The organism is Mesorhizobium sp. M1396 (assembly GCF_040317725.1).
Taxonomy (GTDB): Bacteria; Pseudomonadota; Alphaproteobacteria; order Rhizobiales; family Rhizobiaceae; genus Mesorhizobium.
Map to the genome: position 1 here is coordinate 64132 of NZ_JAMYLA010000005.1, position 22116 is coordinate 86247.

The 22116-nt window shown below is 63.3% G+C and carries 20 protein-coding genes; 5 read left to right on the plus strand and 15 right to left on the minus strand.

All coding sequences use genetic code 11. The annotated features are described in order from the left end of the window. Nucleotides 1-479 precede the first annotated feature (479 nt). From NKH02_RS04615 to NKH02_RS04625, 3 genes are all read left to right on the plus strand, one after another. Nucleotides 480-2228: a PAS domain-containing sensor histidine kinase gene (locus NKH02_RS04615; RefSeq protein ID WP_352876708.1), complete on the plus strand. Its 1749-nt coding sequence runs from the start codon at nucleotides 480-482 to the stop codon at nucleotides 2226-2228. Beyond that, nucleotides 2203-3000 carry a peptidoglycan-binding domain-containing protein gene (locus tag NKH02_RS04620; protein ID WP_352876710.1) on the plus strand — a complete coding sequence of 266 codons (798 nt, stop codon included), beginning with the start codon at nucleotides 2203-2205 and terminating at the stop codon, nucleotides 2998-3000. Before NKH02_RS04615 ends, NKH02_RS04620 begins: the two co-directional genes overlap by 26 nt. Nucleotides 3001-3118: 118 nt before the next feature. After that, nucleotides 3119-3466, plus strand: a complete 348-nt coding sequence (locus NKH02_RS04625) for a DUF1491 family protein (RefSeq protein WP_352871012.1) — start codon at nucleotides 3119-3121, stop codon at nucleotides 3464-3466. Here the strand turns inward: NKH02_RS04625 and NKH02_RS04630 are convergent. The 15 genes from NKH02_RS04630 to NKH02_RS04700 all read right to left on the minus strand — a co-directional run bounded on the left by NKH02_RS04630 (nucleotide 3444) and on the right by NKH02_RS04700 (nucleotide 19871). Then, complete coding sequence (locus NKH02_RS04630; protein ID WP_352871010.1) at nucleotides 3444-4481, minus strand: hypothetical protein; 1038 nt, start codon at nucleotides 4479-4481, stop codon at nucleotides 3444-3446. The genes NKH02_RS04625 and NKH02_RS04630 overlap by 23 nt on opposite strands. A gap of 393 nt (nucleotides 4482-4874) precedes the next feature. Beyond that, nucleotides 4875-5444 (minus strand): DUF1254 domain-containing protein, encoded by a 570-nt coding sequence (locus NKH02_RS04635; protein WP_352871008.1) that lies wholly within the window; start codon nucleotides 5442-5444, stop codon nucleotides 4875-4877. Beyond that, a complete protein-coding gene (locus tag NKH02_RS04640; RefSeq protein WP_352871006.1) occupies nucleotides 5437-6021 on the minus strand; it encodes a DUF1214 domain-containing protein in 585 nt (194 codons plus the stop codon). The genes NKH02_RS04635 and NKH02_RS04640 overlap by 8 nt, the downstream gene beginning before the upstream one ends. Before the next feature lie 121 nt (nucleotides 6022-6142). Further along, entirely contained in the window at nucleotides 6143-8296 is a 2154-nt protein-coding gene (locus NKH02_RS04645) for a transglycosylase domain-containing protein (protein ID WP_352876712.1), read from the minus strand. 251 nt (nucleotides 8297-8547) lie between these two features. Then, nucleotides 8548-9792: a Zn-dependent hydrolase gene (locus NKH02_RS04650; RefSeq protein WP_352876714.1), complete on the minus strand. Its 1245-nt coding sequence runs from the start codon at nucleotides 9790-9792 to the stop codon at nucleotides 8548-8550. Continuing rightward, a complete protein-coding gene (locus NKH02_RS04655; RefSeq protein ID WP_352876717.1) occupies nucleotides 9789-10631 on the minus strand; it encodes a BtpA/SgcQ family protein in 843 nt (280 codons plus the stop codon). The genes NKH02_RS04650 and NKH02_RS04655 overlap by 4 nt, the downstream gene beginning before the upstream one ends. Beyond that, nucleotides 10628-11539 (minus strand): ribokinase, encoded by a 912-nt coding sequence (locus NKH02_RS04660; protein WP_352876720.1) that lies wholly within the window; start codon nucleotides 11537-11539, stop codon nucleotides 10628-10630. The genes NKH02_RS04655 and NKH02_RS04660 overlap by 4 nt, the downstream gene beginning before the upstream one ends. 2 nt (nucleotides 11540-11541) lie before the next feature. Continuing rightward, nucleotides 11542-12312: a glutamine amidotransferase gene (locus NKH02_RS04665; protein ID WP_352876722.1), complete on the minus strand. Its 771-nt coding sequence runs from the start codon at nucleotides 12310-12312 to the stop codon at nucleotides 11542-11544. Nucleotides 12313-12343: 31 nt separating this feature from the next. Then, on the minus strand, nucleotides 12344-13432 hold the full coding sequence (locus tag NKH02_RS04670; RefSeq protein ID WP_352876723.1) for a phosphotriesterase family protein: 1089 nt from the start codon (nucleotides 13430-13432) through the stop codon (nucleotides 12344-12346). Nucleotide 13433: 1 nt separating this feature from the next. Further along, the gene (locus NKH02_RS04675) at nucleotides 13434-14453 is read right to left on the minus strand and encodes an ABC transporter permease (RefSeq protein ID WP_352876725.1); all 1020 of its coding nucleotides are present in this window, start codon (nucleotides 14451-14453) and stop codon (nucleotides 13434-13436) included. Continuing rightward, on the minus strand, nucleotides 14450-15247 hold the full coding sequence (locus NKH02_RS04680) for an ATP-binding cassette domain-containing protein (protein ID WP_352872002.1): 798 nt from the start codon (nucleotides 15245-15247) through the stop codon (nucleotides 14450-14452). The genes NKH02_RS04675 and NKH02_RS04680 overlap by 4 nt, the downstream gene beginning before the upstream one ends. A 209-nt stretch (nucleotides 15248-15456) precedes the next feature. Then, nucleotides 15457-16398 (minus strand): ABC transporter substrate-binding protein, encoded by a 942-nt coding sequence (locus NKH02_RS04685; RefSeq protein WP_352872000.1) that lies wholly within the window; start codon nucleotides 16396-16398, stop codon nucleotides 15457-15459. A 143-nt stretch (nucleotides 16399-16541) separates the two neighbouring features. Further along, nucleotides 16542-17156: a cupin domain-containing protein gene (locus NKH02_RS04690; RefSeq protein ID WP_352871998.1), complete on the minus strand. Its 615-nt coding sequence runs from the start codon at nucleotides 17154-17156 to the stop codon at nucleotides 16542-16544. A 164-nt stretch (nucleotides 17157-17320) separates the two neighbouring features. Further along, nucleotides 17321-18253, minus strand: coding sequence for a dimethylarginine dimethylaminohydrolase family protein (locus NKH02_RS04695; RefSeq protein WP_023760469.1), 933 nt, complete (start codon nucleotides 18251-18253; stop codon nucleotides 17321-17323). Continuing rightward, nucleotides 18240-19871, minus strand: coding sequence for a zinc-binding metallopeptidase family protein (locus tag NKH02_RS04700; protein WP_352876728.1), 1632 nt, complete (start codon nucleotides 19869-19871; stop codon nucleotides 18240-18242). Before NKH02_RS04700 ends, NKH02_RS04695 begins: the two co-directional genes overlap by 14 nt. A gap of 84 nt (nucleotides 19872-19955) precedes the next feature. Here NKH02_RS04700 and NKH02_RS04705 point away from each other — a divergent pair, with 84 nt between their 5' ends. Beyond that, complete coding sequence (locus tag NKH02_RS04705; protein ID WP_352871995.1) at nucleotides 19956-20879, plus strand: LysR substrate-binding domain-containing protein; 924 nt, start codon at nucleotides 19956-19958, stop codon at nucleotides 20877-20879. 122 nt (nucleotides 20880-21001) lie between these two features. Next, nucleotides 21002-22096: an ABC transporter ATP-binding protein gene (locus NKH02_RS04710; RefSeq protein ID WP_352871994.1), complete on the plus strand. Its 1095-nt coding sequence runs from the start codon at nucleotides 21002-21004 to the stop codon at nucleotides 22094-22096. Nucleotides 22097-22116: the final 20 nt, after the last annotated feature.

The window sequence follows — 22116 nt, forward strand, 5'->3', positions numbered from 1 at the left end:
ACCTCTTTTGTAGGCAGGATGTTGGCACACAGGCGCAAAGGACGGCTTGCGGGCAAAGTGAGAATTTTCCTCAAATTTTAGGCAAATTCGAAACGCGCCGTTGCGCAATCGATTTGTCTCAAATCCGAATGATTTTTCTTAACGCGAGATAACCATCTATCTCCATGCTTTTCCTGCTTTTTTCTGAGAGCCGGGAGTCCGCGCTCTGCCAATGGGCACGGGTCGCCGAATAACCCTCCGTTTACTATGGCTGCATTTGCCCGGGCTTTCGGCTGCCGGCATCCCGGTATTTGCCGCAGGCCGGGGCCTTGGTCGGTCCTGCCTTATCCATTCCTTAAACGCTGGATGCGAGTTTCAGAGCCAACCAGAACGATCTGCAAAGCAGAGCTGTCCACAACGATTACGGGTGCGTTGAGTTGAGTTCAATCAAGGCCAGATACGTTGAATTGCCTGGCGCGATTGCCGCCGGTTGCGAACGTATGGTCCATCCGTCCATCCTTGTGCGGAGCGACCGCGAGCGCCAGCGCCGCTTCATCGGGGTCATGCTCGCCGCTCCTTTCTTTGCCGCTGGCGCCGCGGTCACGCTGGTCACTTCAGGCATGGGCGCCGCCGTCACCATGGCCGCCATCTTCGCGGCCTTTGGCCTGTGCTGGTTCGTCGCCTTGCTGGTGGCGGCGACCGGCAAGATGGCGATCGCAAGTCAGCTCGCCCTGGCAGTGGCGGGCGTTTCTCTCGGCAGTCTCATTGCCGCCGCGGGCGGGCTGAGTTCACCTGTCGCCATGCTGGTCGTGGCATTGCCATTCGAAGCCTGGTGGATCGGTGCCTCGCGGCGTGCGGCACTTTGGGGAGCCGTATCGGCCGCCACCGCCATCTTGGCACAGCCTCTGGCTGCAACCGTGTTCCCGTTCGCAGGATCGCAGATTGCCGCATGGCACTGGCTGGTGCCATTGGCCTGGGCGCTCACACTGATCCCGCGCGCGTCGGTGTTTCGCGACACGACCGCCGCGACCGATGTCGTGGACACGGCCGATCGGCTCGAAGACATCATCGATGCGGTGGTCTTGCGCGTCGCTCGTCATGGCGACGTTCTGGACGCTTCGCCAAAGGCGCGCACGCTTTTGAAATTGCCAGCCGAACTGCTATCCGGAAATGGCTTCTTCGATCGCATTCATCTCTCGGATCGCGTCTCCTATCTCAGCGCCCTGGCCGACATGCGCGATGGCGCGCGGTCGCGCCGGCTCGAATTGCGCGTCAGGCTGCCTCAGAATGGCAATGGCCAAAATGACAATCGCGTGGCGGCCGACAATTATCGGCCGTTCTCGCTCGATCTGGTGCGGAGTGAGGAACAGGGCGACGTCTTCACGCTTGTCCTGCGCGAGAATGACGAGATTGCCCGGCTGCGCGAGGATCTCGCGGCGGCCAATGAGGCGGCCGCGTCCGCCGAGGTGGCGAAGGGGCGCTTCCTGGCGGTGGTCAGCCATGAACTGCGCACGCCGCTGAATGCCATCATCGGCTTCTCGGACATGCTGCTGCATGAGATGTTCGGCGCCTTCAAGGATCCGCGCCAGAAAGAATATGTCGGCCTGGTGAGGGATTCGGGCCAGCATCTGCTGGCCGTCGTGACCTCGATACTCGACGTGTCCAGGATCGAATCGGGCGTCTATGCGACTGAACCGGAGCCATTCCGGTTCGCCGAAGCGGTCGACATGTGCCAGTCCATGATGCAGCTGCAGGCGCAGGCCAAGAACATCGATCTGCGGACGCAGATCGCGCCGGACGCCGGCGACATCAACGCCGATCGGCGTGCCGTGCAGCAGATGCTCATCAACCTTGTCTCCAATGCGATCAAGTTCACCCCCGATGGCGGCGATGTCGTCGTCGGCGCCAAGCGGATCGGTTCGCGTCTGCATTTCTGGGTCAGGGACACCGGCATCGGCATAGCCGAGGAGGATTTTGCCAATCTCGGCAAGCCCTTCATGCAGATCCAGAACGACTATACCCGCCGTTTCGAGGGGACCGGTCTCGGCCTGTCGCTGGTCAAGGGCCTGGTGGCGCTGCACGAAGGCACGATGTCCATCGAAAGCATGCCGGGCGAGGGCACCACGGTGACCATCAGCCTGCCGGTGAACGGACCGAAGGGACGCCAGGCGGAGAAAGCCGGCGTGCTGACCATGCCTGTGGCTATGGCGAAAGGGGACAGAAATGGCTCGCTCCGCAAGACAGCCTAAGAAGCCGGTCAAGCGCCCCAGCAATGCCCTTCAGGATGGCGCCGTCGCCGTCGGCGGCATGATCTCGCGCAATCCTGTCCTGGTGGGTGGCTCGACGGCATTCCTGGTGACGCTGTTCTACGTTTCCGCCAATGCCTTGTGGTATCAGCCTTTCCCGCATGCCGGCGCGTTCTTCGCGACCCGCAGCATCGAGGGCTTTCCGCACGCGGCGTCCGACGAACCGGAGACGACATTCAATATCGTGCGGCCATCCGGCGCGCCGGCACCGATCAAAGGCGATCCGGTGGTCGAGCAGGTGCAAGGCATACTCAAGGATCTCGATTTCTATTCCGGAACGGTCGACGGCATTTCCGGACCCAACACGCGCAAGGCCATCCAGGCCTATCAGCAGAAGGTCGGGCTCAACACGTCCGGCGAGATCGACGCGCTGCTGCTGGATCAACTGGGCGCGACGCCGAAAACCGCCTCCGTCGTACCCAGGCCGCGCCCGCGCCCGGATACGCCGGTCGCCGTTCCGGTGTCTTTACAGACGAATTCCGGGCAGACGAATGCCGACCAGGCGAATGCCGCGCAGGCGCCCGATGCCCGCATCGTCAAGATCCAGGCCGGGCTCAAGGCGTTCGGCAATGACGACATGCAGTTGGACGGCGTCGTCGGCGCGCGCACCAAGGCGGCAATCAAGGAATTCCAGTCGCTGTTCGGGCTGCCGCAGACGGGCGAGCCCGACGAGATCGTCTACGTCAAGATGCGTGAGATCGGCCTGACCAACTGACGGCTGAAACGACGGCTCGCCGAGCGGCTGAAATATCGATAGAGCCCCTTGTTTCCATGCATGTCGTTGTCCCAAAACCGGGGCACATTTAGGCGACATGCATTAGCGGAGTTCTCTCATGCGCGTCACATCGGATCTATGGGTCTCGGCCCTGTTGCGCCGGGTGTTCAGCGCCGGCGGATTTGCAGCCGTGGTCAAGCGCGGCGCGACCGAGGCCGGTGCTGTGTTCGTCGTGACGCGGGGCAGGCTGGGCGAGGTTGCCCTGTTCGGCCCGGCGCCGCAGACGAGCTACGATTCGGCCAAGCCCGACGACCGGTTTTTCACTCTGCTCGGGGCCGGCGACGATGCCGCCGTGCTCGATGCCAGGCTGGAAAGGGAGAAAAAATTCGATCCCGACATCTGGGTAGTCGAGATCGAGGCGGGCACTGTGCCCGTCGAGGAGCTTATTTCCGTGAAGACGCCCTGAAGCCGGAGGAAGCCGCCGCATCGTCACTGTTCGATGCCGTGCGGGTATCGCTGTTTGCGGGTGCTGCGTCGCGAGCCACCCTTGAAAGGGTTTCGGCTTTCCAGAGCCGCACCTTGTCGGCGGCTGCTTCGCGATGCAGGAGCCGGTAGCGGTCGAGGAAGTTGCGGATTGCCTGCGGGTGCGGGAACTGGCCGGGATAGACCGCAACCGTGATCAGGAATGCCCTGTCCTCGCTGAGGTCGAGCGAGCGCAGTGCGGCAAGCAGCGAGGCATAATTCTGATTGGCGGTGAGCGCACGCGCGATCGAGAAATCGATATCGAGCGCATCGGCGAGTGCGGTCTGGAAGAACGCGGCGTTTCCGGTCAGCGCCGTCTCGCGCAATTTCACATAGGTGTCCGCGCCCGTGAAAGGATCGGCGTTCGTCGCTGCCGCTTCGTCGCCAATGCGCATCATGGAACGCAGCCTGCGCCGTGCACTTTCGGCGGCAGCGCCGGCCACCTGTTCTCTGCTGGGCTCGTCGACGGCAGCTTCGGTGCTCGCAGGCGCAATCTTGTCTGCCGCGATGACGTTCGCTTCCGGCTCCCGCATTCGCACCAGAGTTGGCCTTTCGAGGGCCCGGATCAGGTCGGCTATGGTCGGGTTCAGGTCCTTGCGGCGCGCGATGGCGCGTGCATGCGGCAGTCCGTGCCGCCCGATCAGCGCGATGAGATCGATGTTGCTGACGGCGCGTGAGCGGATGAGCAAGGGAGCGGCAATGTCGACCGGTTCCTCGCAGAGACGGCGCACCAAAGCGGCGGGGGCATATTCGCATTCGGAAAGGGCGGCTGCCACGTAACGGCGAGACTCGACGGAGACATCGTTGAACAGCGGCAGCGTCAAGTCTTCGAGCTGGCCGATCTCACGGCGTGAAGGGCGGGTGAGCGAGCAGAATGCCGACACCGCGGCGCGGAACAGCCTTTCGGCCTTTCCTGAGTCTTTGCGTACCGCGATTTGCCTGAAGTCCGAAGATGACACGAAGGATACGCCCGTACTCGACACAATCTCGACCACGCTCCACCGGGACTATGTCGGTTTCGCGAGTGTCCGGTCAGGACGTCCTGACCTCAAGACAAAGGTCAAATTAGCGACGATCCGTTAGCGCTCCGTTAACCCTCTGCCGGCCTTAATGATATTTGGAGGCGTTGCGTTGTGCTCCGGGGAAACCGAGAGGAATGCGCGAATCATGGGCATGGTACTGTCTTTCGTGCCGAGAACGGCACCTAGCAATCGGACAAAGCAAACCGCCGAAATTCCGGCGGCGGTGATCATCTTTCCCGGCATCCGCTACGAGCGGTCTCATGGGGGCGACGTGCGGCCGGTCGATCCCGGCAAGCCAGGGTCGCCAGGGACCAAGCCGGTTCCGCACCACTAGAAGTCCTGCAACTCGCAGGAACTCTGCTCGAAGAAGCGCGACACGATCGGCTTCCAGCTGTCATCGGGTACGAAGGCACGGATGACGAAGATGCCTTCCTCGATCGGCGCTTCGACGAAGATCGCTCCCTGAAGCTCCTCGGGAAGGTCCTTGCGCACGTCGATCATCTGCGCCGGCGTCAGCACGACGGCATCCAGCGCGCCCTCAGTCGTGGTGTGGTCGTTGAAGGAATAGATGTTGTGGCCGCTGCGGTCATAAACCGACACCGACCAGAACGGAACATGTCCAGGCGCCTTGATGCGGACCATGCCTTCGCCCAGGTCGAACCGACATGCCGTAGCATAAAACAGCGGATCGACGGATTTAACCACGGGCGCGCCACCAGCCTCGGCATCGAGCCGGGTCATCTTGTAGAGATCCGACGCCATGGACAGACGCGACCAAGCATCGCGTTCGGAAAATTCAGGCACCAGAAACAGCACGACGATGTGCACGATGCCGGCGCCGAGCAGGCCGAGCAGGACCGCATGAAAAAGCCTGCGCATCGCCGCATGGAAACTACGCATCGCAGCCGACCTTTACGATCCGCGGCAGCGAAACGTCCGACAGGCCGGTGCTGCTGGCGATCGGCGTGTCGTAGAAGGTCAGCACGAAATACATCCTGCCGTAGCCGTCGGTCAGCAGCCAGTTGCCCGGCATCGGATAATGGCCGGCGGAAATGATGACCGAATTGTCGGGCTGGCGCACAACCCCATAGGATTGTAGTGCGGCTAGCCGGGTTTTGCCGGTTTCGACCACGCCGAGCGACTGGTCGGCGGCATAGAGCGTCCAGAACCGTGCCGTCGGAAAACCACCCGCGATCGTGTAGGTGCATTCGCGCCTGAGCTCGGCGCCGCCCGCGTCGCGCGCGGCCACGAAGGACAGCCCTTCGGCGCGGCCGAGCGCAAGCACGCCCTCGCGCGCCACGCGGGCCTTGGAATAAGGATCGGCGGACGGCGTGCCGATGTCGGGAAAGGCCGTCCATTGGCCGATCCGGATGGCGCCGGCACCATCCTGGACTTTCAGCGCATACCAGACGCTGCCGCCACCGCCGACGATGGCTATGGCAAGCGAAAGCAGTGTCAGGAAGGCATTCTTGAGCATGAAGGGCCGGGGACACGAAGAGTTGCCGCTCGGGGATATCGCGGCGTGGGGCCTTGTGGCAAGCGGGCCGATGGATTTGCCCGCCCAAGCCAGTCGGAATGATCCGCCCAGTCGGAAAGGATCACAGTGCCGACAGCGTCTCCGGCGATTGAGGCGCATCGAGGGCCAGCGGCGACTGGAACAGTTTGGTCATGTCCCGCAGCGTCTGCGTGGTCCGGCTGGACAGCACCGCCGGCCGTTCAGCCGCGGCATCGGCCGCCGCCTGCGCGTCGCTCTTCTTCTGCGCTTCCTCGGCCTTGGCCGCGATCTCCTCGTCGACAAAGGGTTTGTCGATGCCCGGGATCGGCTTGAGGTCGATGTTCTGGTGTGCGTAGACCATCAGTCGCTGCCACACCATCGCCGGCAGCGAGCCACCCGTCATGTTCTTGGTCGGCGTGAAGTCGTCGTTGCCCATCCAAACCGCCGCCGTGTAGTTGCCGGTGAAGCCGACAAACCAGGCGTCGCGGTAGGATTGCGTCGTGCCGGTCTTGCCGGCGACGACGATGTTGGGAAGTTGGGCCCGCCGCGCCGTGCCCATCACCGGCACCGCCGCCAGCATCGTATTCATCGATTTCAGCGCCTGCTCCGACAGCACCCGGTGTGGCGGCGGCGCATCCTTGGCGAAATCATAGACCACGTCGCCGGTGCGGGTCACCAACTGGGTGATGCCGTGCCGCGAGCCGACGAAGCCGTTGTCGGCGAACACGCTGTAGCCCGTCGCCTGGTCCATCACCGTCATGCCGGAAGTGCCAAGCACCATCGTCTTGTGCGATTCGAGCGGCGATTCCACACCCATCGCCTCTGCCATGGCCTTGATCGGGCCGATGCCGAGATGGTCCTTGGCCAGCCGCACCGGCACGGTGTTGATCGACTTGGCCATTGCCATGATCAGCGTGACGTTGCCCGCCGATCCGCCGCTGTAATTGTGCGGCGACCAGCTGCCCCAGCTGATCGGGCCGCCGGAAATGATGGAATTGGGCGTGAAACCGTGCTCCATCGCCGTGGCATAGACATAGGGCTTGAACGATGATCCGGTTTGGCGAAGCGCCTTGGTGGCGCGGTTGAACTGGCTGGCGCCATAGTCGCGGCCACCGACGATAGCTCTGACGGCGCCGTTGGTTTCGATGACGACCACCGCGCCCTCGGTGACGTTATATTCCTTCCCGAACTGGCGCAGGTGGAACTCCACCGATTCTTCCGCCGCCTTCTGGATGTTGGCGTCGAAGGTGGTGTGGGCAACGAGTGAGTGCTGACCCGGTTTGGCGATCTTCTTGACCTCGTCGAACGCCCAGTCGAGGTAATAATCCGGGCTCTTCTGTTCGCCGCGATCGACGACATCGGCCGGGTGCAGCCTTGCCTGCAGAACCTGGCCTTCGGTCATGAAACCGGAATCGACAAGGTTGGACAGCACCACATTGGCGCGCGCACGCGCCGCCGGCAGGTTGATGTGCGGCGCATATTTGGTCGGCGCCTTGAACAGCCCGGCCAGCATCGCCGCCTCGGCGAGGTTCAGGTCCTTGACGCTTTTGCCGAAATAGAAGTCGGCGGCCGCCTCGATGCCGAATGTGCCGCCGCCCATATAGGCGCGGTCGAGATAGAGCTGCAGGATTTCCTTCTTCGACAGATTGGCCTCGAGCCACAGAGACAGGAAAGCTTCCTTGATCTTGCGCTCCAATGTGCGCTCATTGGTCAGGAACAGGTTCTTGGCCAGCTGCTGGGTGATGCTTGAGCCGCCCTGGACGACGGAATTCGCCCGCACATTCTCGAAGATCGCGCGTGAAAGGCCCAATACATCGATGCCGTAGTGATCGAAGAAGCGGCGGTCCTCCGTGGCGAGAACCGCCTTGATGACATGATCGGGCATCTCGTCGACTGGGACGGAATCGCGCTGGATGATGCCGCGCTGGCCGATCTCGTTGCCGTAGCGGTCGAGGAAGGTAACCGCGAAATCGCCCTGGGCGCGCCAGTCGCCGGCCGTGTCCTGGAAAGCTGGTACGGCGAGCGCCAGCATCACCACAATGCCGCCGGCGCCCAGCGTGAAACCTTCGCTCAACAGTTCGATGATGCCGCGGCGCCAGCCGCTGACGCGGAAGCGCCGCGAAAAAATCGTCGCGGATTCCCAGAATTGGCGCGCCTTGAAACCGATCTCGTAGAGCGAGGAATCGATCCACGCGTCGAGCGCCAGCAGCCGGGTGGCGATCGGCCCTCTTCTCTTGCGTGGTTCAGGACTGGCCATTCGGAAATCCGGCTAGCGATTGCACGACCTGAGGACCGCAAACCGGCAAATTCAGGGCGATGCACCGTCCCGACTATTCATCCATTTTGCGGACACCCACAAGGGCGGTGAGGACACAGCTGCACGGTTTGTTGGTGCAAGGGCAGGGGGGGCGGGCATGAATGGCGATCGCCGCCGCTCGAAACCGAGCGCATCGAGCTCGCCGGCCCGAGGTCAGCGCAATCAGCCTGCCAGAGCAGTGCCTTGAATCATCATCGCGGCGAGGCTGCCGCGACAGCCGCCTTGAGCAGAACCCGAGCGCCGGTGACCGCGTAGGCGGGCTCCACATATTCCGCCTCGTTGTGGCTCAGTCCGTCACGGCATGGCACAAAAATCATCGCGGCAGGCGCCACCCGGGTGAGGAACAGCGCGTCATGGAATGCCCCCGATATCATCTCCTTGTGCGGCAGCCGCAGGGAATTGACGGCCTCCTCGACAATTTTGACCATATCGGGAGAGAATGCCGCCCCTGGCATGTCGAACGACCGCCTGATCATTGCCGTGCAATGCTGTGCCTCTGCCTCCGCCGCGCAGACCTGGCGCGTTTCGGCTTCGATGGCATCGAGCCGCTCTACCCGCGGGTGTCTGATGTCGACGGCGAAGGCCACCGACTGCGGTATGGCGTTGATCGATCCCGGCTTGGCGGTGACCCGGCCCACCGTCAGCCTTGCGCTGCTGTCGAGCGGCATGACCGTCGTCTGCAGCCTGTGCATTGCGGCAACGGCCGCGACCATGGGATCCCTGCGGTAGGCAAGGCCAGTTGTACCAGCGTGACCGGCAGCGCCCTCAATGGAGACTTCCAGCCAGCGCGTACCTTGCACGGCGGTGACGACACCGATCGGCAACCGCTCCTTTTCCAGCGATGGTCCCTGTTCGATATGGAGCTCGATATAGCCGGAGATCGGCATGCCGAGGGGGCGAAGGGTTGCCTCTGGCAAGGCGGAGATGGTTGCCGCGAGCTCCTCTGCGAGGGACGCACCGTCGCTGCCGACTATGGATTGCCATGCGGAAATATCGGCGCCGGTGAAGGCCATGGAGCCCATGACACCCGGCGAGAACCGGCTACCCTCTTCGTTGGCCCAGGCGACGACCTCGATCGGCATTCGAGTTTCGACCTTCGCGTCCTCCACGGCTTCGAGCGTCTCGAAGGCGGAAAGCGTGCCGAGCGCTCCATCGAAGCGCCCGCCGGTCGGCTGGCTGTCGAGGTGGCTGCCGATCAGCAGCGGCGGCAGCGTGGCATCCGTGCCCTCGCGGCGGATGAAGAGGTTCGCCATTGCGTCCTGAAAAACCGCGAAGCCGCGCTCGAGCGCCAATTCCGCCAGCAGGCGCCGGGCGCTGCGATCCTCAATGCTGAACGCCTGTCGGTTTACGCCGCCGGCTGGTGTCGCGCCGATCCGGGCGAAGGCATCGAGTCGGCCCAGCAGCCGCTCGCCGTCGATTTCCGGCACCAAAGTCACCGCTTGAGGCCTCGGATAAAGCCGTTCACCCGTTGCGGGTCGACCTGGTTCCACCACACGCCATCGTGCTTAAGCGAACTGGCGACAATGACGCCGTCGACGATCTCGAGGATATCGTTGGCGTTGTCGTGCGTGACCCCGCTGCCGACAAGGGTCGGCAGTCCGGCGGCGTCCTTGATCATCCTGATGTAGCCGAGATCAGCGGCGTGGCCGGTGCGCTGGCCAGTGGCAATCACCGCGTCGGCATCGAAGAACACCAGATCCTTGACCTGTTCCTCGACCGGCCGGTCGCCGACGATGGCGTGGGCGCCATGCTTGACATGCGCATCGGCGAAGATGCGGATGCCATTGGCCCTAAGCCTGGCGCGGAAGCGCATGGCGCGCGCCGCTTCACCTTCGATAAGGCCCTCATTGGCGACATAGGCGTTGGCCCACTGATTGACGCGGACGAAGGAAGCGCCGGAGGCACTGGCGATCGACAGCGCGGGAATGGAAGCATTGGCAAGCACGTTGATGCCGATCGGCCGGCCGAGTTCCCTGCGGATCCGGTCTGAGACGACGGACATGTAGGCGGAGGTTTCCGGCCCGATATCATCGGGCTTGGCAAACGGAACGTCGCCGTGGTTCTCGACGATCACGCCATCGCAACCGCCATTCAAATAGGCTTTGGCGTCGTCGAGGCCGCGTTGATAGATGGCCTCGACTGCTTCGCCATCATAGCGCGGCGCACCTGGAAGAGGTGCCAGATGAACAACGCCGATCACCACCTTGCTTCTGCCGAAGATCGACTGCAGCGCATCATTCGTCGCCTGGCCGACCGGTTTGGAGGATTTTGTCATGCGGTTTCCGCTTCCGTCGTTTCCATGAGCAGTTTCATCTCCCGCCTGTCGGGGCAGGAGCCGAGCGTGCCGGCACGCCCGACCCAGATGGCTGCGGCGCGGACCGCGATCCGCGCTGCCGCGGCGAGGTCCATGCCGGCTGCAAGACAGCCGGCGAGGCAACCGCAAAAGACATCGCCCGCGCCGCTTGTGTCTACCACGGCTACCCTCGGCGCCACGAACCGGTCGATCCGTCCTTCGCCATCGGCGACCAGGCAGCCGAGCGCGCCAAGCGTCACGACAGCGCTTCCTGCGCCTTGGCGGATTAGTTCGCGGGCTGCCGCGTCAGGATTGCTCATTCCAGTCAGTTGCGCCGCTTCGCCTGCATTGGCGATGGCGAGACTGACGTCGCTCAAACCCGCCCTATGGCCATCCGCAAGCGGGCTTGGATTGAAGACCGTCGTTGCCCCCGTGCCCCGCGCCACCTTTAGGCAAGCGGTCGTTATATCAGGGTCCAGATTACCTTGAACCACGACGATGTCGCCGCGTTCAACCGATCGGATAAAATCGCCGTCGGCCAGGGGATTGAAGGCTGCGGCGCAACTGGCGCCGGTGACGATGAGGTTCTCGCCCCGCGCATCGACCATGATCGTCGACCGATCGCTGGGCAGCTGCAGCATCGTCAGATGGCTGGCATCGAGCTCGCGGCTCAACTGCTCTGTGATCCAGGCTCCGGCGGCATCGTTGCCGATCGCCGCACGGAAGCGGACATCGGCTCCGGTGCGCGCCGCGGCCACCGCCTGGTTCGCACCCTTACCGCCAAGTCCATCGGCATGTTCCGATGCGTTCAGCGTCTCGCCTGCCGCCGGAAACCGGTCCAGCCGAAACGTCGTATCGACACAGACATTGCCGACGACATGGACGCGCATGGCTAATCCCTGGCCGTTGCCCAGCCCAGCATCTGTTCGAACAGTGTCTTGTAGCCATTCCAGGCGATGAAGCCCGGCGGCAGCCAGTGCGGGCCGACATCCGAGGCCCAGGCGACGGTGCGGCCTTGGCCATATTTGCCGGTCACCAGCAGTGGCAGCGAACGGTAGTCGGAGGAAACGGTGGCGAGAACTTCCGCACCGTCCTTGACCGTGACTTCGTTGAAGCCGAGCAGGATCGGCCAATCCTTGCCGAGGCCCTTAAGGATCGGATGGTTCTGCGGGCCGACAACGACCGGCGCATAACCTTCGGGAACCTCGACGCGGTCGTCCACCGGCAGGCAGGTGACCGGCAGAACGTCCTCGACCGGCGTCTTGTGATAGCGCGCGCCCCCATTGATGCCCTGGAAGCTGTAATAGCCGCCGAACATCAACAGGCCGCCGCCATTGCCGACATAGTCGCGCAACAGGCGAAGCCGGTTCGGCGTCGGTTTGGAGTGGACCCAGGTGTCCGGGTGAAGCAACAGCGTGTTGGCACCAAGATCGGAAAGCACGACCGCGTCGTAGGCCGAAAGCGTTTCCACGGTCTGCGGGAAATTCCGCTGCGCCTCATGCGCCGGCATGAAGGTGACGTCGAACGGACCGTCCTTCAGCGCGCCCAGCAGCTCATCGGCACCGGTGTGATAGGTCACCGTCGGAAACTGGTCGAAGCCTTTGATGTGGGTCGCGGTCGAGACCCAGGACTCGCCTGCGAGAAGAACCTTCTTCCTGGACATGTAGACTCCCTGCCTTGTTTGGAGCCGCGGCTCAGAGGCCCTCGGCGAACACAGTCTTTGGATTGTCGATGAGCATCGTGTCGATTGCCGATTGCTCGACACCATGGCGCTTCAGCCTCGGCACGAAATGCTTGAGGATGAAGCCGTAGCCGAAACCGCCGAAGCGGGTCAGCATGATCTTGAGAAAAACGTCCTGCGACAGCAGAATCCGGTCGAGTAGCCCCATGTCGATCAGCGAGCGGATCGCCCGTGCATTCTGCTCGTCGGACGGCGACTGAGCATCCTGGTCGGCATAATAGAAATCCATGCCGATCATGTCGTATTCCAGGAAGGCACCGCGCGCGGCCAGGCTTTGCTGATAGGCAAGATCGTTGTGACTCGGGTTCATGTGGCAAAGCACCGTATGCCGGAGATCGGCGCCTTCCGCCTCGACCACGTCGAGCACGTCATGCGCCAGCCGCTCCCAGCCGGGCAGATGAATGGTCAGCGGCACGCCGGTGATCTTGGCCGCGCGGGCCGAAGCCCGCAGTGACTTGCGTTCCTCGTCGGTGAAATCCTTGCTGACGCCGACCTCGCCGATGATGCCGGCCATGATTTCGGGTTGGGCCGACCCGCCGCCGACATCGTTGACGAGGAATTCGGTGACGTCGTCGACGTCCATCGCTTTCAGCCAGTCGGGGTGGGTGTGCTGCAGGTAGAAGCCTGTCCCCATGACGATCCGCAATCCCGAGGCGCGGGCAATGCGTGCCAGCTTCACCGGATCGCGGCCAATGCCGATATTGGTAGCATCGACCACGGTGTGGCCGCCGAGCGCCCGGTATTTCGCCAGCTCCGAAAGCGCTAGGTCGCTGTCGTCGAGCGAGACGTTGTCGCGGTTCATGTAGGGGTTCATCCGCAACTCGCCGATGATCTCCATGCTGACCGGCTGCTCGGCGATCTTCTTCTCGTCGGGATGGCAGGGGCATTTCCACGATTTCGCGCCATCGAGCAGGATATGCTCGTGCATAAGCGTCACGCCCATGTCGGCGATCGCGACCGGGCCGGTAACAGTCATCACGGTGCCGGAGCGGACACCGATGGGCGCCCGTTCCCTTGGTTTGTCTTCGAACAGATGATCCATGTCAGCGGCTCCGCGTTGCGCCCTTGAACAGCCGGAAATTCAGCCAGATGGCAACGAGGATGATTGTGCCGGTGACGATCGGCGTCAGGAAGGGCGACATGTGCGACAGGATCAGGCCGTTGCCGATAACGGCGACGGTCAACGCGCCGAGCACGGTGCCGATGATCGTGCCGCGCCCGCCGAACAGGCTGGTGCCGCCAAGCACCACGGCGGCAATGACATCGAGTTCGAAACCCTGGCCGGAATTCGACGAGCCGGAACCGAGCCGGGCGGCAAGAACAACGCCGGCCACCGCCGCCGCCATGCCCGACAGGACATAGACGAACAGCGTCGTGAAGCGCGTATCGACACCGGCGCGGCGCACGGCTTCGGCATTGGCCCCGATGCCGGTGACATAGCGGCCGAATGGCGTCTGGTTGAATGCGAGATAGGCAACGATCAGGACGACAAGGGCGAGCAGTGCCGGTACCGGCACACCGAGAAACCAGGCCCTGCCGATGTTGACGAAGAAGCTGGTCGGCTCAACCGGGATCGAATAGCCGCCGGTGATCAGCAACGCCACGCCGCGGATGATCGAGAGTCCGGCAAGTGTGACGATGAAGGCCGGTATCCGCTCATAGGCGATGAAGAAGCCTTGTAAAGCACCGATCGCCGCGCCGAGTGCCAGCATGGCGGCGACGACGAGCGGCCACGGCAGGCCGGACTGCAGCAAGACAGCCGACAGCGTCGCCGTCAGCGCCAGCACGGACCCGACCGAAAGGTCGATACCGCCGGTTGTGATGACGAAGGTCATGGCTGCCGCAACGATCAGCAGCGGCGCCGACTGGCGCACGATATTGAGCAGATTGGGCGTCGTCAGGAAAGAGCCGGTGGTCAGCGAGAAGACCACGCAGACGACGAGGAAGAACAGCGCTATCGAGACGACGCTGCCATTGGCTATCGCCACATCCTTCCAGGTGGTGTTGTGGCCGCGTTTGGGCGGCGAGGCGCTGATATCCCTGGGTGATGACGTGACATTCATGGCTGCGCTGCCTCATCACGGCTGGCGCGGGCCGAACGCGCCGTGAATTTGCGGCCGACGATGAGGTTGACGACCTCTTCGATGCTGGTGTCGCCGATCTTGCGTTCGGCGACATTGCAACCCTCATACATGACCTGGATGCGATCGCAGACCAGGAACAGATCCTGCAGCCGATGGGTGATGAGGATAACGCTGACGCCGCGGGCGCTGACGGCTCGGATGAGCTCCAGAACCGCTTCGACTTCCGCCACCGCAAGAGCCGCCGTCGGTTCGTCCATGATCAGCACCGACGGATCGAAAGAGGCGGCGCGGCCGATGGCGATCGACTGGCGCTGCCCACCGGAGAGGTTTTCGACCTTGAGCCTGGTATCGGCGATGACGATGCCGAGCCGGTCGAGCATCTCACGCGTCTGATCATGCATACGCTTGTTGTCGAGAAAGGGAACGCCGAGAACGCGGCGGCGCGGCTCGCGGCCGAGGAAGAGATTGCCCGCCACATCAATCGTGTCGCAGAGTGAAAGGTCCTGATAGACCATCTCCACCCGTGCGGCGCGGGCATCGGCCGGTGAGGAAAAGGAGACAGCCTTGCCGTCGATCTCGATGGTGCCGGAATCCGGAATGACCGCACCGGACAGAACCTTGCTCAAGGTGGATTTACCGGCTCCATTGTCGCCGACCAGGCCGAGCACCTCGCCAGGCTTCAGGTTCAGCGAAACATCGTCCAGCGTCTGGATAGGGCCGTATCGTTTGGAAATACCGGTCATCCTGACGCGGTAGGATTCGCCATCGCTCATCACGGTTCCAGTTCTCAAGGCAACAAGTTCAATCGGTCGCCGGGCCGCGCCCGCCACCCACACGGGAATTCGCGGCCCCGCGGGGCGGGGGGGCTAATACCAGTGTCGTATAAAAAAAAACCCGCCCCCCCCCCAAAATTCACCGCGGGCGGGGGGCCCCCCCCGCACCGCTTGTTTTCGGCGGCCGGCCCGGCGGTCCGGGGAGGATACTACTTGAACATGTCCTTGAACTGGCCGACATTTTCCTTGGTCACGATGGTGATCGGAACATTGATGATCGGATCGATCTTCTCACCCTTCTTGAGCTTGCCGAAGGCTTCAACCGCTGCCTTGCCTTCACCAGCCGGATCCTGCTGGACGACGGCGACCACCCAGCCCTCTTCGAGACCTTGCACCGCCGACTTGGTCAGGTCCCAGCCGAACACCTTGACATCGCCGGTACGGCCCTGGCTGGTGACGGCGGAAACCGCACCGAGCAGAGCCGGCTCGCCGGTTGCGTAAAGCGTCGTCATGTCGGGATTGGCGGTCATAAGGTTCTCGGCGGCGGACAGGGCTACGTCCTGCACGTTCTGGCCGTCGACCGTGTCGAGGAAGGTGACTTTCTGGCCGCTGTCGGTGACGGCCTTCTTGAAGCCGTCGAGTCGCTGGTTCTGGATGAACGAATTGAGCGCGCCGACAACGCCGATCTTGGCGGTTCCGTTCAGCTTGGTCTTGACGTATTCGGCGTAGAACTTGCCGATATCCTCGCCCGCCTTGGTGTTGTCGACGCCGACGAAGGCGACGTTGTCGCCATTCGGGATCTGCGCGTCGATGGCAATGACCGGAATGCCGGCCGCCTTGGCCGCGGTGATGGCCGGCTTTACACCGTTGACATCGATGGCGACGAGAATGATGCCGTCGACCTTTTGGGTGATGTAATTCTCGATCGCGTCGTTCTGCGCGCTCGGTACATTGTTGGCGTTGAAGATGACGAGGTCGACGCCAGCGGCCTTTGCAGCAGCTGTTGCACCGTCATTGATCTGGTTGAAGAACAGGGCCTGCTGGTTGATGGTCACCAGCGCATAGGTCTCGGCTATGGCGGAAGCAGAGCCGAGGGCGAGGGTCATGGCGATGGCTGCGGTGCAGCCTGAAAGGATCTTGGTAAGACGCATTCCGGTTCCCCTTGGTTTTACGGAAAAGGCCCTTGATCGGGCTCACCTGGCGACTGAGCGCAGAGGCATAATTCAAGGTACTTGATTTCTTGTCAAGTGACTTGAATTAGCGCCAACGAAAAGAAATGGGCGGATGCGCCGGATCAGAATGTCGCTGGCGTGTTCACCCAGAAAATGCTGGCGCGTTCATCTCCGACATTGCGGTACCAGTGCGGCAGTTCGGAGTTGAAGACGAAGGAATCGCCGGCAGACAGGCGAAACGTTTTTTCGCCGACCATCAATTCGATCGCACCTTCCAGGAGATAGCCGACTTCCTCGCCGGCATGCTGGATCGGGCCGGCGCTCTCACCGCCCGCTTCGATATGATGGATGTTGCACTGCAGGAGATGGCCGGGCGAATACGGGATGACACGCTCGAGCGAAATACCTTCGCCGCGCCGAAGCGGATCGAGCGCTATCAACGGTCGCGATCCAGCCCGAAAGACGATGCCTTCCTCGCCATCCGACTCCTCGAACATCCAGCCGATGTTCGTGCCGAGCACCTCGACAAGCCGGTGAAGCATGGGAAGCGAGGGCGAGACCTTGCCGTTCTCGACCTTGGAAAGCAGGCTTTCTGAGCAATTCGCGGCAGCAGCGAGCGCCTTCAAGGTCAGCCCGCGCGTCTGCCGGGAAAGTTTCAACCGCGTGCCGAGCCGCAAGAGGCTGGTGGCGGTCGAGCGCTCGTCGCCCTTGCTGTTGTGGGTATCGATCTTGTTCATCTGGGGGCGCGAACATCTCCGCTGGTTGGGCTGACTCGTAAAACTGATCCTATGCGATGTCCATCCTATGAAAAATGAAGGAATGCGCAGGGTCGCAATCACGGACCCGTCCATGGCAAGCGCCGGGCCCGCCGTTTCAATGCTCGCGAATGGGGGTCCGCCCCTCAGGCCGGTTCGCGCTTCAGCGCCTGTGCCATGCAGTGGATGCCGCCGCCGGTCTTGGAGATCTCGCTCATGTCGACGGCCGCGACCTCGAAGCCGCGTGCCTTGAGCTGGCCTATCAGCGTCTGGCTGGAGGTCGGCGCGATCACTCGGTCCTTGCCCAGCGACATGAAGTTGCAGCCGAGCGCCATCGTGTCCTGGAACGGCACGTCGATGATCTCGTGCCCCTTGCCCTTCAGCCAGTCGACGATGCCGGGTTCAGTGCAGGCGAGGCAAACGGCGGTCAGTTTTTCGGCGATCGGCACCACCATCAGGTCGATATGCACATAGTACTCGTCGATAAAGGCGATGCGGGTCTCCCAGCCTTCCTTGTCGAACCAGGCCTGCACCTGGCGAGCGCCTTCCTCTTGCGTGCGGGCGCCGCCACAGCCGATCAGCACGACGCCATCCTCGATGACGTTGAAGTCGCCGCCCTCGAAAGTACCTGCCGTGACCATGTCGTAGATCGGGATGCCGAGCTTTTCGTAGGTGCGGATTGCGGCGTAGTTCTCGCCGCGCCGCCACCAATTGGCCATCGCGGTGATGACGGCGCCATAAGGCGTCATCACACTGGAATCACGGGAATAGACCTGCATCGGGAGTTCGGGTGTCGGTTCGTGCCAGTGGATGTTGACGCCGAAATGTTCGTAGGCGGCGACGAGGTCCTTGTGCTGCGCTTGCGCGATCTGGACGTTGCAGGGCGCCTCGCGCAGATGCTTGCGCGACAGCGAGCTGGTCGACAGATGACGCAGGAAATTGGGCGACCCGAGCAAGACATCGGTCAGGACGTCGGTCTCGTTGGCAAAACCCCAGGCGGTCAGCGGCTTGGTGCCGCCGGCCGGATTGCGGCGCTGCAGCGAAAACGGCTCGGCGACAATACGGTCATGAACGGTCATGGGGTGCTCCTCGTGAGGTGGCTTGGGGTGTCTGATTGTTCGGGATCCACCAGTCCCGCCCGCGCGGGGTGGTGATATATTCCGGCCAGCGGAATCCAATCGGCGGCTCGTAGTCGCAGAGCGGCGCGATCCAGTTAGAACCGCCGATGCCGCCGCCGGTGCGGGTGACGAACTCGTCCATCGCCGCACCGCGGGCGGTTTTGTCCTCCAGCAGGCGAAGGGCTGCCAGCGCGATGGTCTTCGACGCGCAGACGACCATTGGGTCGATGGTGGCAGGAATGCCGCCCAGCGCATTCATGACCCATGACGGATAGGGGTAGCCGGTCTCCGAGCGCAGCGCCGGGCGGGCGACATAGAAGCGCGCAGTCGGCGCATGCCAGCTCATATCGGTGTAATCGTCGGAGGTCGAATTCACCTGCGAGGGCGGCAGATCGCGGCGCAGGATCGCCTCCGCCGCCCGCGGCTCGATCAGGCGTTCGAGTTCTTCGATGAACGGCTCGTCACTCGCCATGCGCCCGGCATTGACCTGTATGTCGCGCGCGACTGCCTTGGCGTCCTGGTCCCAGCGCGGCGGCCCGACGGTCGACAGCGCTTCATAAGCGATTTCGGCCATGGTGTGATTGGCCAGCCCCGGCCGCGACTTCGACACCCAGTGCCGCTCATGGCGGCAGCCGCTCATGCTGGCAGCGGCCTCGGCATTGCGGTCGAGCACGGCGGTGATCTGCTCGGCCATCGCCAAGGTCGGCACGCGGATCATGTACTGGATCTCGGCCAATCCTGCCGGCAGGTTGTCGGCGGTCGCCTGGCCGGCGGTCAGGATCGCCTCACTGATCGACCAGCCACCCTGGTGCGGCAGCATGGAATCGCGCAGCGCCTTGGACGCCATGTACATCATCATGAGCGCATCGTTGGCGCCGGGCGCGCGCACCGCCGAATGCGCCTGCGGAATGGGCGCTGCGCCGCCTGCCAACCGCAGCCAGCGCTCCGGCTGGTCGCAGACAAAGCGATAGATCATCGCGTAAGCCGCGCCGCAATGCGTGTCCCAGCGCGCCGTGTTGCAGAGCGGCAGCATGTAAAACGGATGGAAGGAGATCATGCCGGCAAGGCCGTCATAATAACCCCTGGCGGCATGGATCGGCTTTGATCCGCGCACCTTCTCGGCCGGTTCGCCGGTGAAGCGCAGCGTGCCCGGTATGCCGTGGCGCTGCATCGCCGCCTTGGTCGCAAGCAGCCCGCCGAGACTCGAAATGCCCAACCCGGAATGCGGATCGGTGTGGCCACCCGCATGTTCGCCAAGGCCCGGGCGAGGGCGCCTGACGGTCGCCGCGTCCTGGCAATTGCCCGGCACGGCGTCGTATTCGGCATACATGCCGATGGTCGGACCGGCGCCGTTTGTCCAATGCGCGCAGAAGGCTGTGGGCATGCCGCCGGAACCTTCCTCGACGGAAAAGCCTTCGCGCTTCAGTCTCTCCACATACCAGGCAGAGGATTGATACTCGCGCCATGCAGTCTCGCCGAAGTCGAAAATGGTGCGCGTCCACGCCGACAGCAGCGGCCGGATGTCGTCAAGACAGGCAAGCGCTGTTGCTTGCGCCGAAGTGGTGACCGCTTTCTCCATGGCCTCAGAAGAAAGCAGTGAAGCGGTCCGCCAAAAAGTGATATGTTTTTCCGGCTCATGCAAATTCGGTTCACCTGAGGTCTCTTGCGCATACCATCGACACAAGCACTGCGTGCGCTCGACAGCTTCGCTCGTCACGGCAGCGTCTGGCGCGCCGCCGACGAGTTGCACCTGACCCGCAGCGCCGTCAGCCACCAGCTTCGGCTGCTGGAGCGCGACCTCGGCTTCGACCTGCTCGAACGCATCGGCAAGGGCGTGGCGCTGACGCCGCGCGGCCAGCGCTACGCCAGCGATGTGCGCAAGGCGTTGACCGTGCTGGGCGACGCGGTGACGCGCCATGCCGGCACCGGCGTTGGCGGCTCGTTCAGCGTCAGTTGCACGCCTGGCTTCGCCTCGTTGTTCCTGTGCACCCATATCGGCGAGTTCCGGCAGATGTACCCTGACGTGGCGCTGCGCGTCCTGACGCCACGCCGGCTGGATGATGTCAGCAATGCCGACGCCGATGCCTTCATCGCATTTGGCGTCGGCAACTGGCCGAACCGCGCGGTCGAGCTTCTGTGCGAGATCTCCTTCACGCCGCTGTGCAGCCCGACGCTGCTCAACAAGGTCGGTGGATTCTCAAAGCCAGCCGACGTTTTGCGCGCCAACCTCCTGCATCTCGGCGATACCGAGGACTGGGCGCGCTGGCTGGCATTGTCGAAGGTCGAGAACCCCGACCCGGAGGGCGGCATATTCTTTTCGGACATGAATCTCGTCTTCTCGGCCGCGATCGCCGGCCAGGGCATGGCTATGGGCGACGAACTGACCAGTGGCAAAGCGCTGGCCGAAGGCAGGCTGGTGCGTCCATTCGATATCGCGATCAAATCACCGCGGTCGTACTTCCTGGTCTCCGAACACGCCAAGGCCGCGCATCCGGTGCTCGACGCCTTTGCCAGATGGTTGCGGTCGAAGCTCGCGGAGAGCAATGCCAAGGGCATGGCGGACCACGGGCGCCACGCCCGGGTATAGCCGACCACGGCCGCCATCGATTGGATAGATGAATCAAATTTGCCGATCAGGCGAAAACTATTCGGTTGCGGTGAGGCCGCGCGCTGCCCTACGATTTCTCCTGAACCGAGGAAACAGGCAGGATGCAGCAACCCGGCCGGGCCGCAGAGATCAAGGCAATTGGGATCGGCAAGAGCTTCGGCTCGTTCCGTGCATTGGACAATCTGTCGCTCGATATCGGCCGCGGCGAGTTCCTGACCCTGCTCGGACCGTCCGGTTCGGGCAAGACCACATTCCTGATGATCCTTGCCGGCTTCGTGCAGCCGAGCGAGGGCCGGCTGTTCAGCGACGGCGTCGACATCACCGACCGGCCGGCCGAACAACGCGCCGCCGGCATGGTGTTCCAGGGCTACGCGCTGTTCCCGCACATGAGCGTCGATGCCAACATCGCCTTCCCACTCAAGGTGCGCAAGAAATCGGCGGCCGAGATCAAGCGCCGGGTCGGCGAGATGATCGAACGCGTCGGCCTCAAGGGCCACGAGAAGAAGCTGCCGGCGCAGCTGTCAGGCGGTCAGCAGCAGCGCGTGGCGCTGGCGCGCGCGCTGGTGTTCGAGCCTGGCGTGCTGTTGCTCGATGAGCCGTTCTCGGCACTCGACAAGGGTCTGCGCGGCCAGATGCAGGCCGAGATGAAGCGGCTGCACCAGGAGACCGGCACCACCTTCGTCTTCGTCACCCACGACCAGAGCGAGGCACTGGCGCTGTCGTCGCGCGTCGCCATCTTCAACCATGGCAAACTGCTGCAGGTCGGAGCGCCCGACGAGGTCTACGACCGGCCGGACAATCGCTTCGTCGCCGAGTTCCTCGGCGAGATCAACATGCTGCCGCTGAAGGGGGTCCGCCCAGCCGACAATGGCTTGACCGGCCTCTGCGAAGACCGTGCGGTCTCCGTGCGTTGCAAGGCCGAGGCGGTGCGCGGCGATGCGATCCTGGCGATCCGGCCCGAGTACATGTCGATATCAGGGGAGGCGGCGGCCGGTGAGAACGGCATCGCCGCGACAGCGACCAACTCCACCTATCTCGGCGCGGCAACGCGGCTTGACCTGACGACGCGGCAAGGCGCCAAGGTCACGGTCTCCGTGCCCAACGAGATAGCGGCGGCCGCGCTCAGCAAGGGCAACGCCGTCTGGCTCACCTGGCCGGCTGAAAAGGGTTTCCTCCTTCCGCATGGAGGACAATGACGAACGGTGTGGCGAGACAC

What these genes read in the sequence shown, in the direction of transcription:
- NKH02_RS04615 (WP_352876708.1), top strand. Translation starts at nt 480, where the DNA reads ATGGTCCATCCGTCCATCCTTGTGCGGAGCGACCGCGAGCGCCAGCGC.
- NKH02_RS04620 (WP_352876710.1), top strand. Translation starts at nt 2,203, where the DNA reads ATGGCTCGCTCCGCAAGACAGCCTAAGAAGCCGGTCAAGCGCCCCAGC.
- NKH02_RS04625 (WP_352871012.1), top strand. Translation starts at nt 3,119, where the DNA reads ATGCGCGTCACATCGGATCTATGGGTCTCGGCCCTGTTGCGCCGGGTG.
- NKH02_RS04635 (WP_352871008.1), bottom strand. Translation starts at nt 5,444, where the DNA reads ATGCGTAGTTTCCATGCGGCGATGCGCAGGCTTTTTCATGCGGTCCTG.
- NKH02_RS04640 (WP_352871006.1), bottom strand. Translation starts at nt 6,021, where the DNA reads ATGCTCAAGAATGCCTTCCTGACACTGCTTTCGCTTGCCATAGCCATC.
- NKH02_RS04645 (WP_352876712.1), bottom strand. Translation starts at nt 8,296, where the DNA reads ATGGCCAGTCCTGAACCACGCAAGAGAAGAGGGCCGATCGCCACCCGG.
- NKH02_RS04655 (WP_352876717.1), bottom strand. Translation starts at nt 10,631, where the DNA reads ATGACAAAATCCTCCAAACCGGTCGGCCAGGCGACGAATGATGCGCTG.
- NKH02_RS04660 (WP_352876720.1), bottom strand. Translation starts at nt 11,539, where the DNA reads ATGCGCGTCCATGTCGTCGGCAATGTCTGTGTCGATACGACGTTTCGG.
- NKH02_RS04665 (WP_352876722.1), bottom strand. Translation starts at nt 12,312, where the DNA reads ATGTCCAGGAAGAAGGTTCTTCTCGCAGGCGAGTCCTGGGTCTCGACC.
- NKH02_RS04670 (WP_352876723.1), bottom strand. Translation starts at nt 13,432, where the DNA reads ATGGATCATCTGTTCGAAGACAAACCAAGGGAACGGGCGCCCATCGGT.
- NKH02_RS04675 (WP_352876725.1), bottom strand. Translation starts at nt 14,453, where the DNA reads ATGAATGTCACGTCATCACCCAGGGATATCAGCGCCTCGCCGCCCAAA.
- NKH02_RS04680 (WP_352872002.1), bottom strand. Translation starts at nt 15,247, where the DNA reads ATGAGCGATGGCGAATCCTACCGCGTCAGGATGACCGGTATTTCCAAA.
- NKH02_RS04685 (WP_352872000.1), bottom strand. Translation starts at nt 16,398, where the DNA reads ATGCGTCTTACCAAGATCCTTTCAGGCTGCACCGCAGCCATCGCCATG.
- NKH02_RS04690 (WP_352871998.1), bottom strand. Translation starts at nt 17,156, where the DNA reads ATGAACAAGATCGATACCCACAACAGCAAGGGCGACGAGCGCTCGACC.
- NKH02_RS04695 (WP_023760469.1), bottom strand. Translation starts at nt 18,253, where the DNA reads ATGACCGTTCATGACCGTATTGTCGCCGAGCCGTTTTCGCTGCAGCGC.
- NKH02_RS04700 (WP_352876728.1), bottom strand. Translation starts at nt 19,871, where the DNA reads ATGGAGAAAGCGGTCACCACTTCGGCGCAAGCAACAGCGCTTGCCTGT.
- NKH02_RS04710 (WP_352871994.1), top strand. Translation starts at nt 21,002, where the DNA reads ATGCAGCAACCCGGCCGGGCCGCAGAGATCAAGGCAATTGGGATCGGC.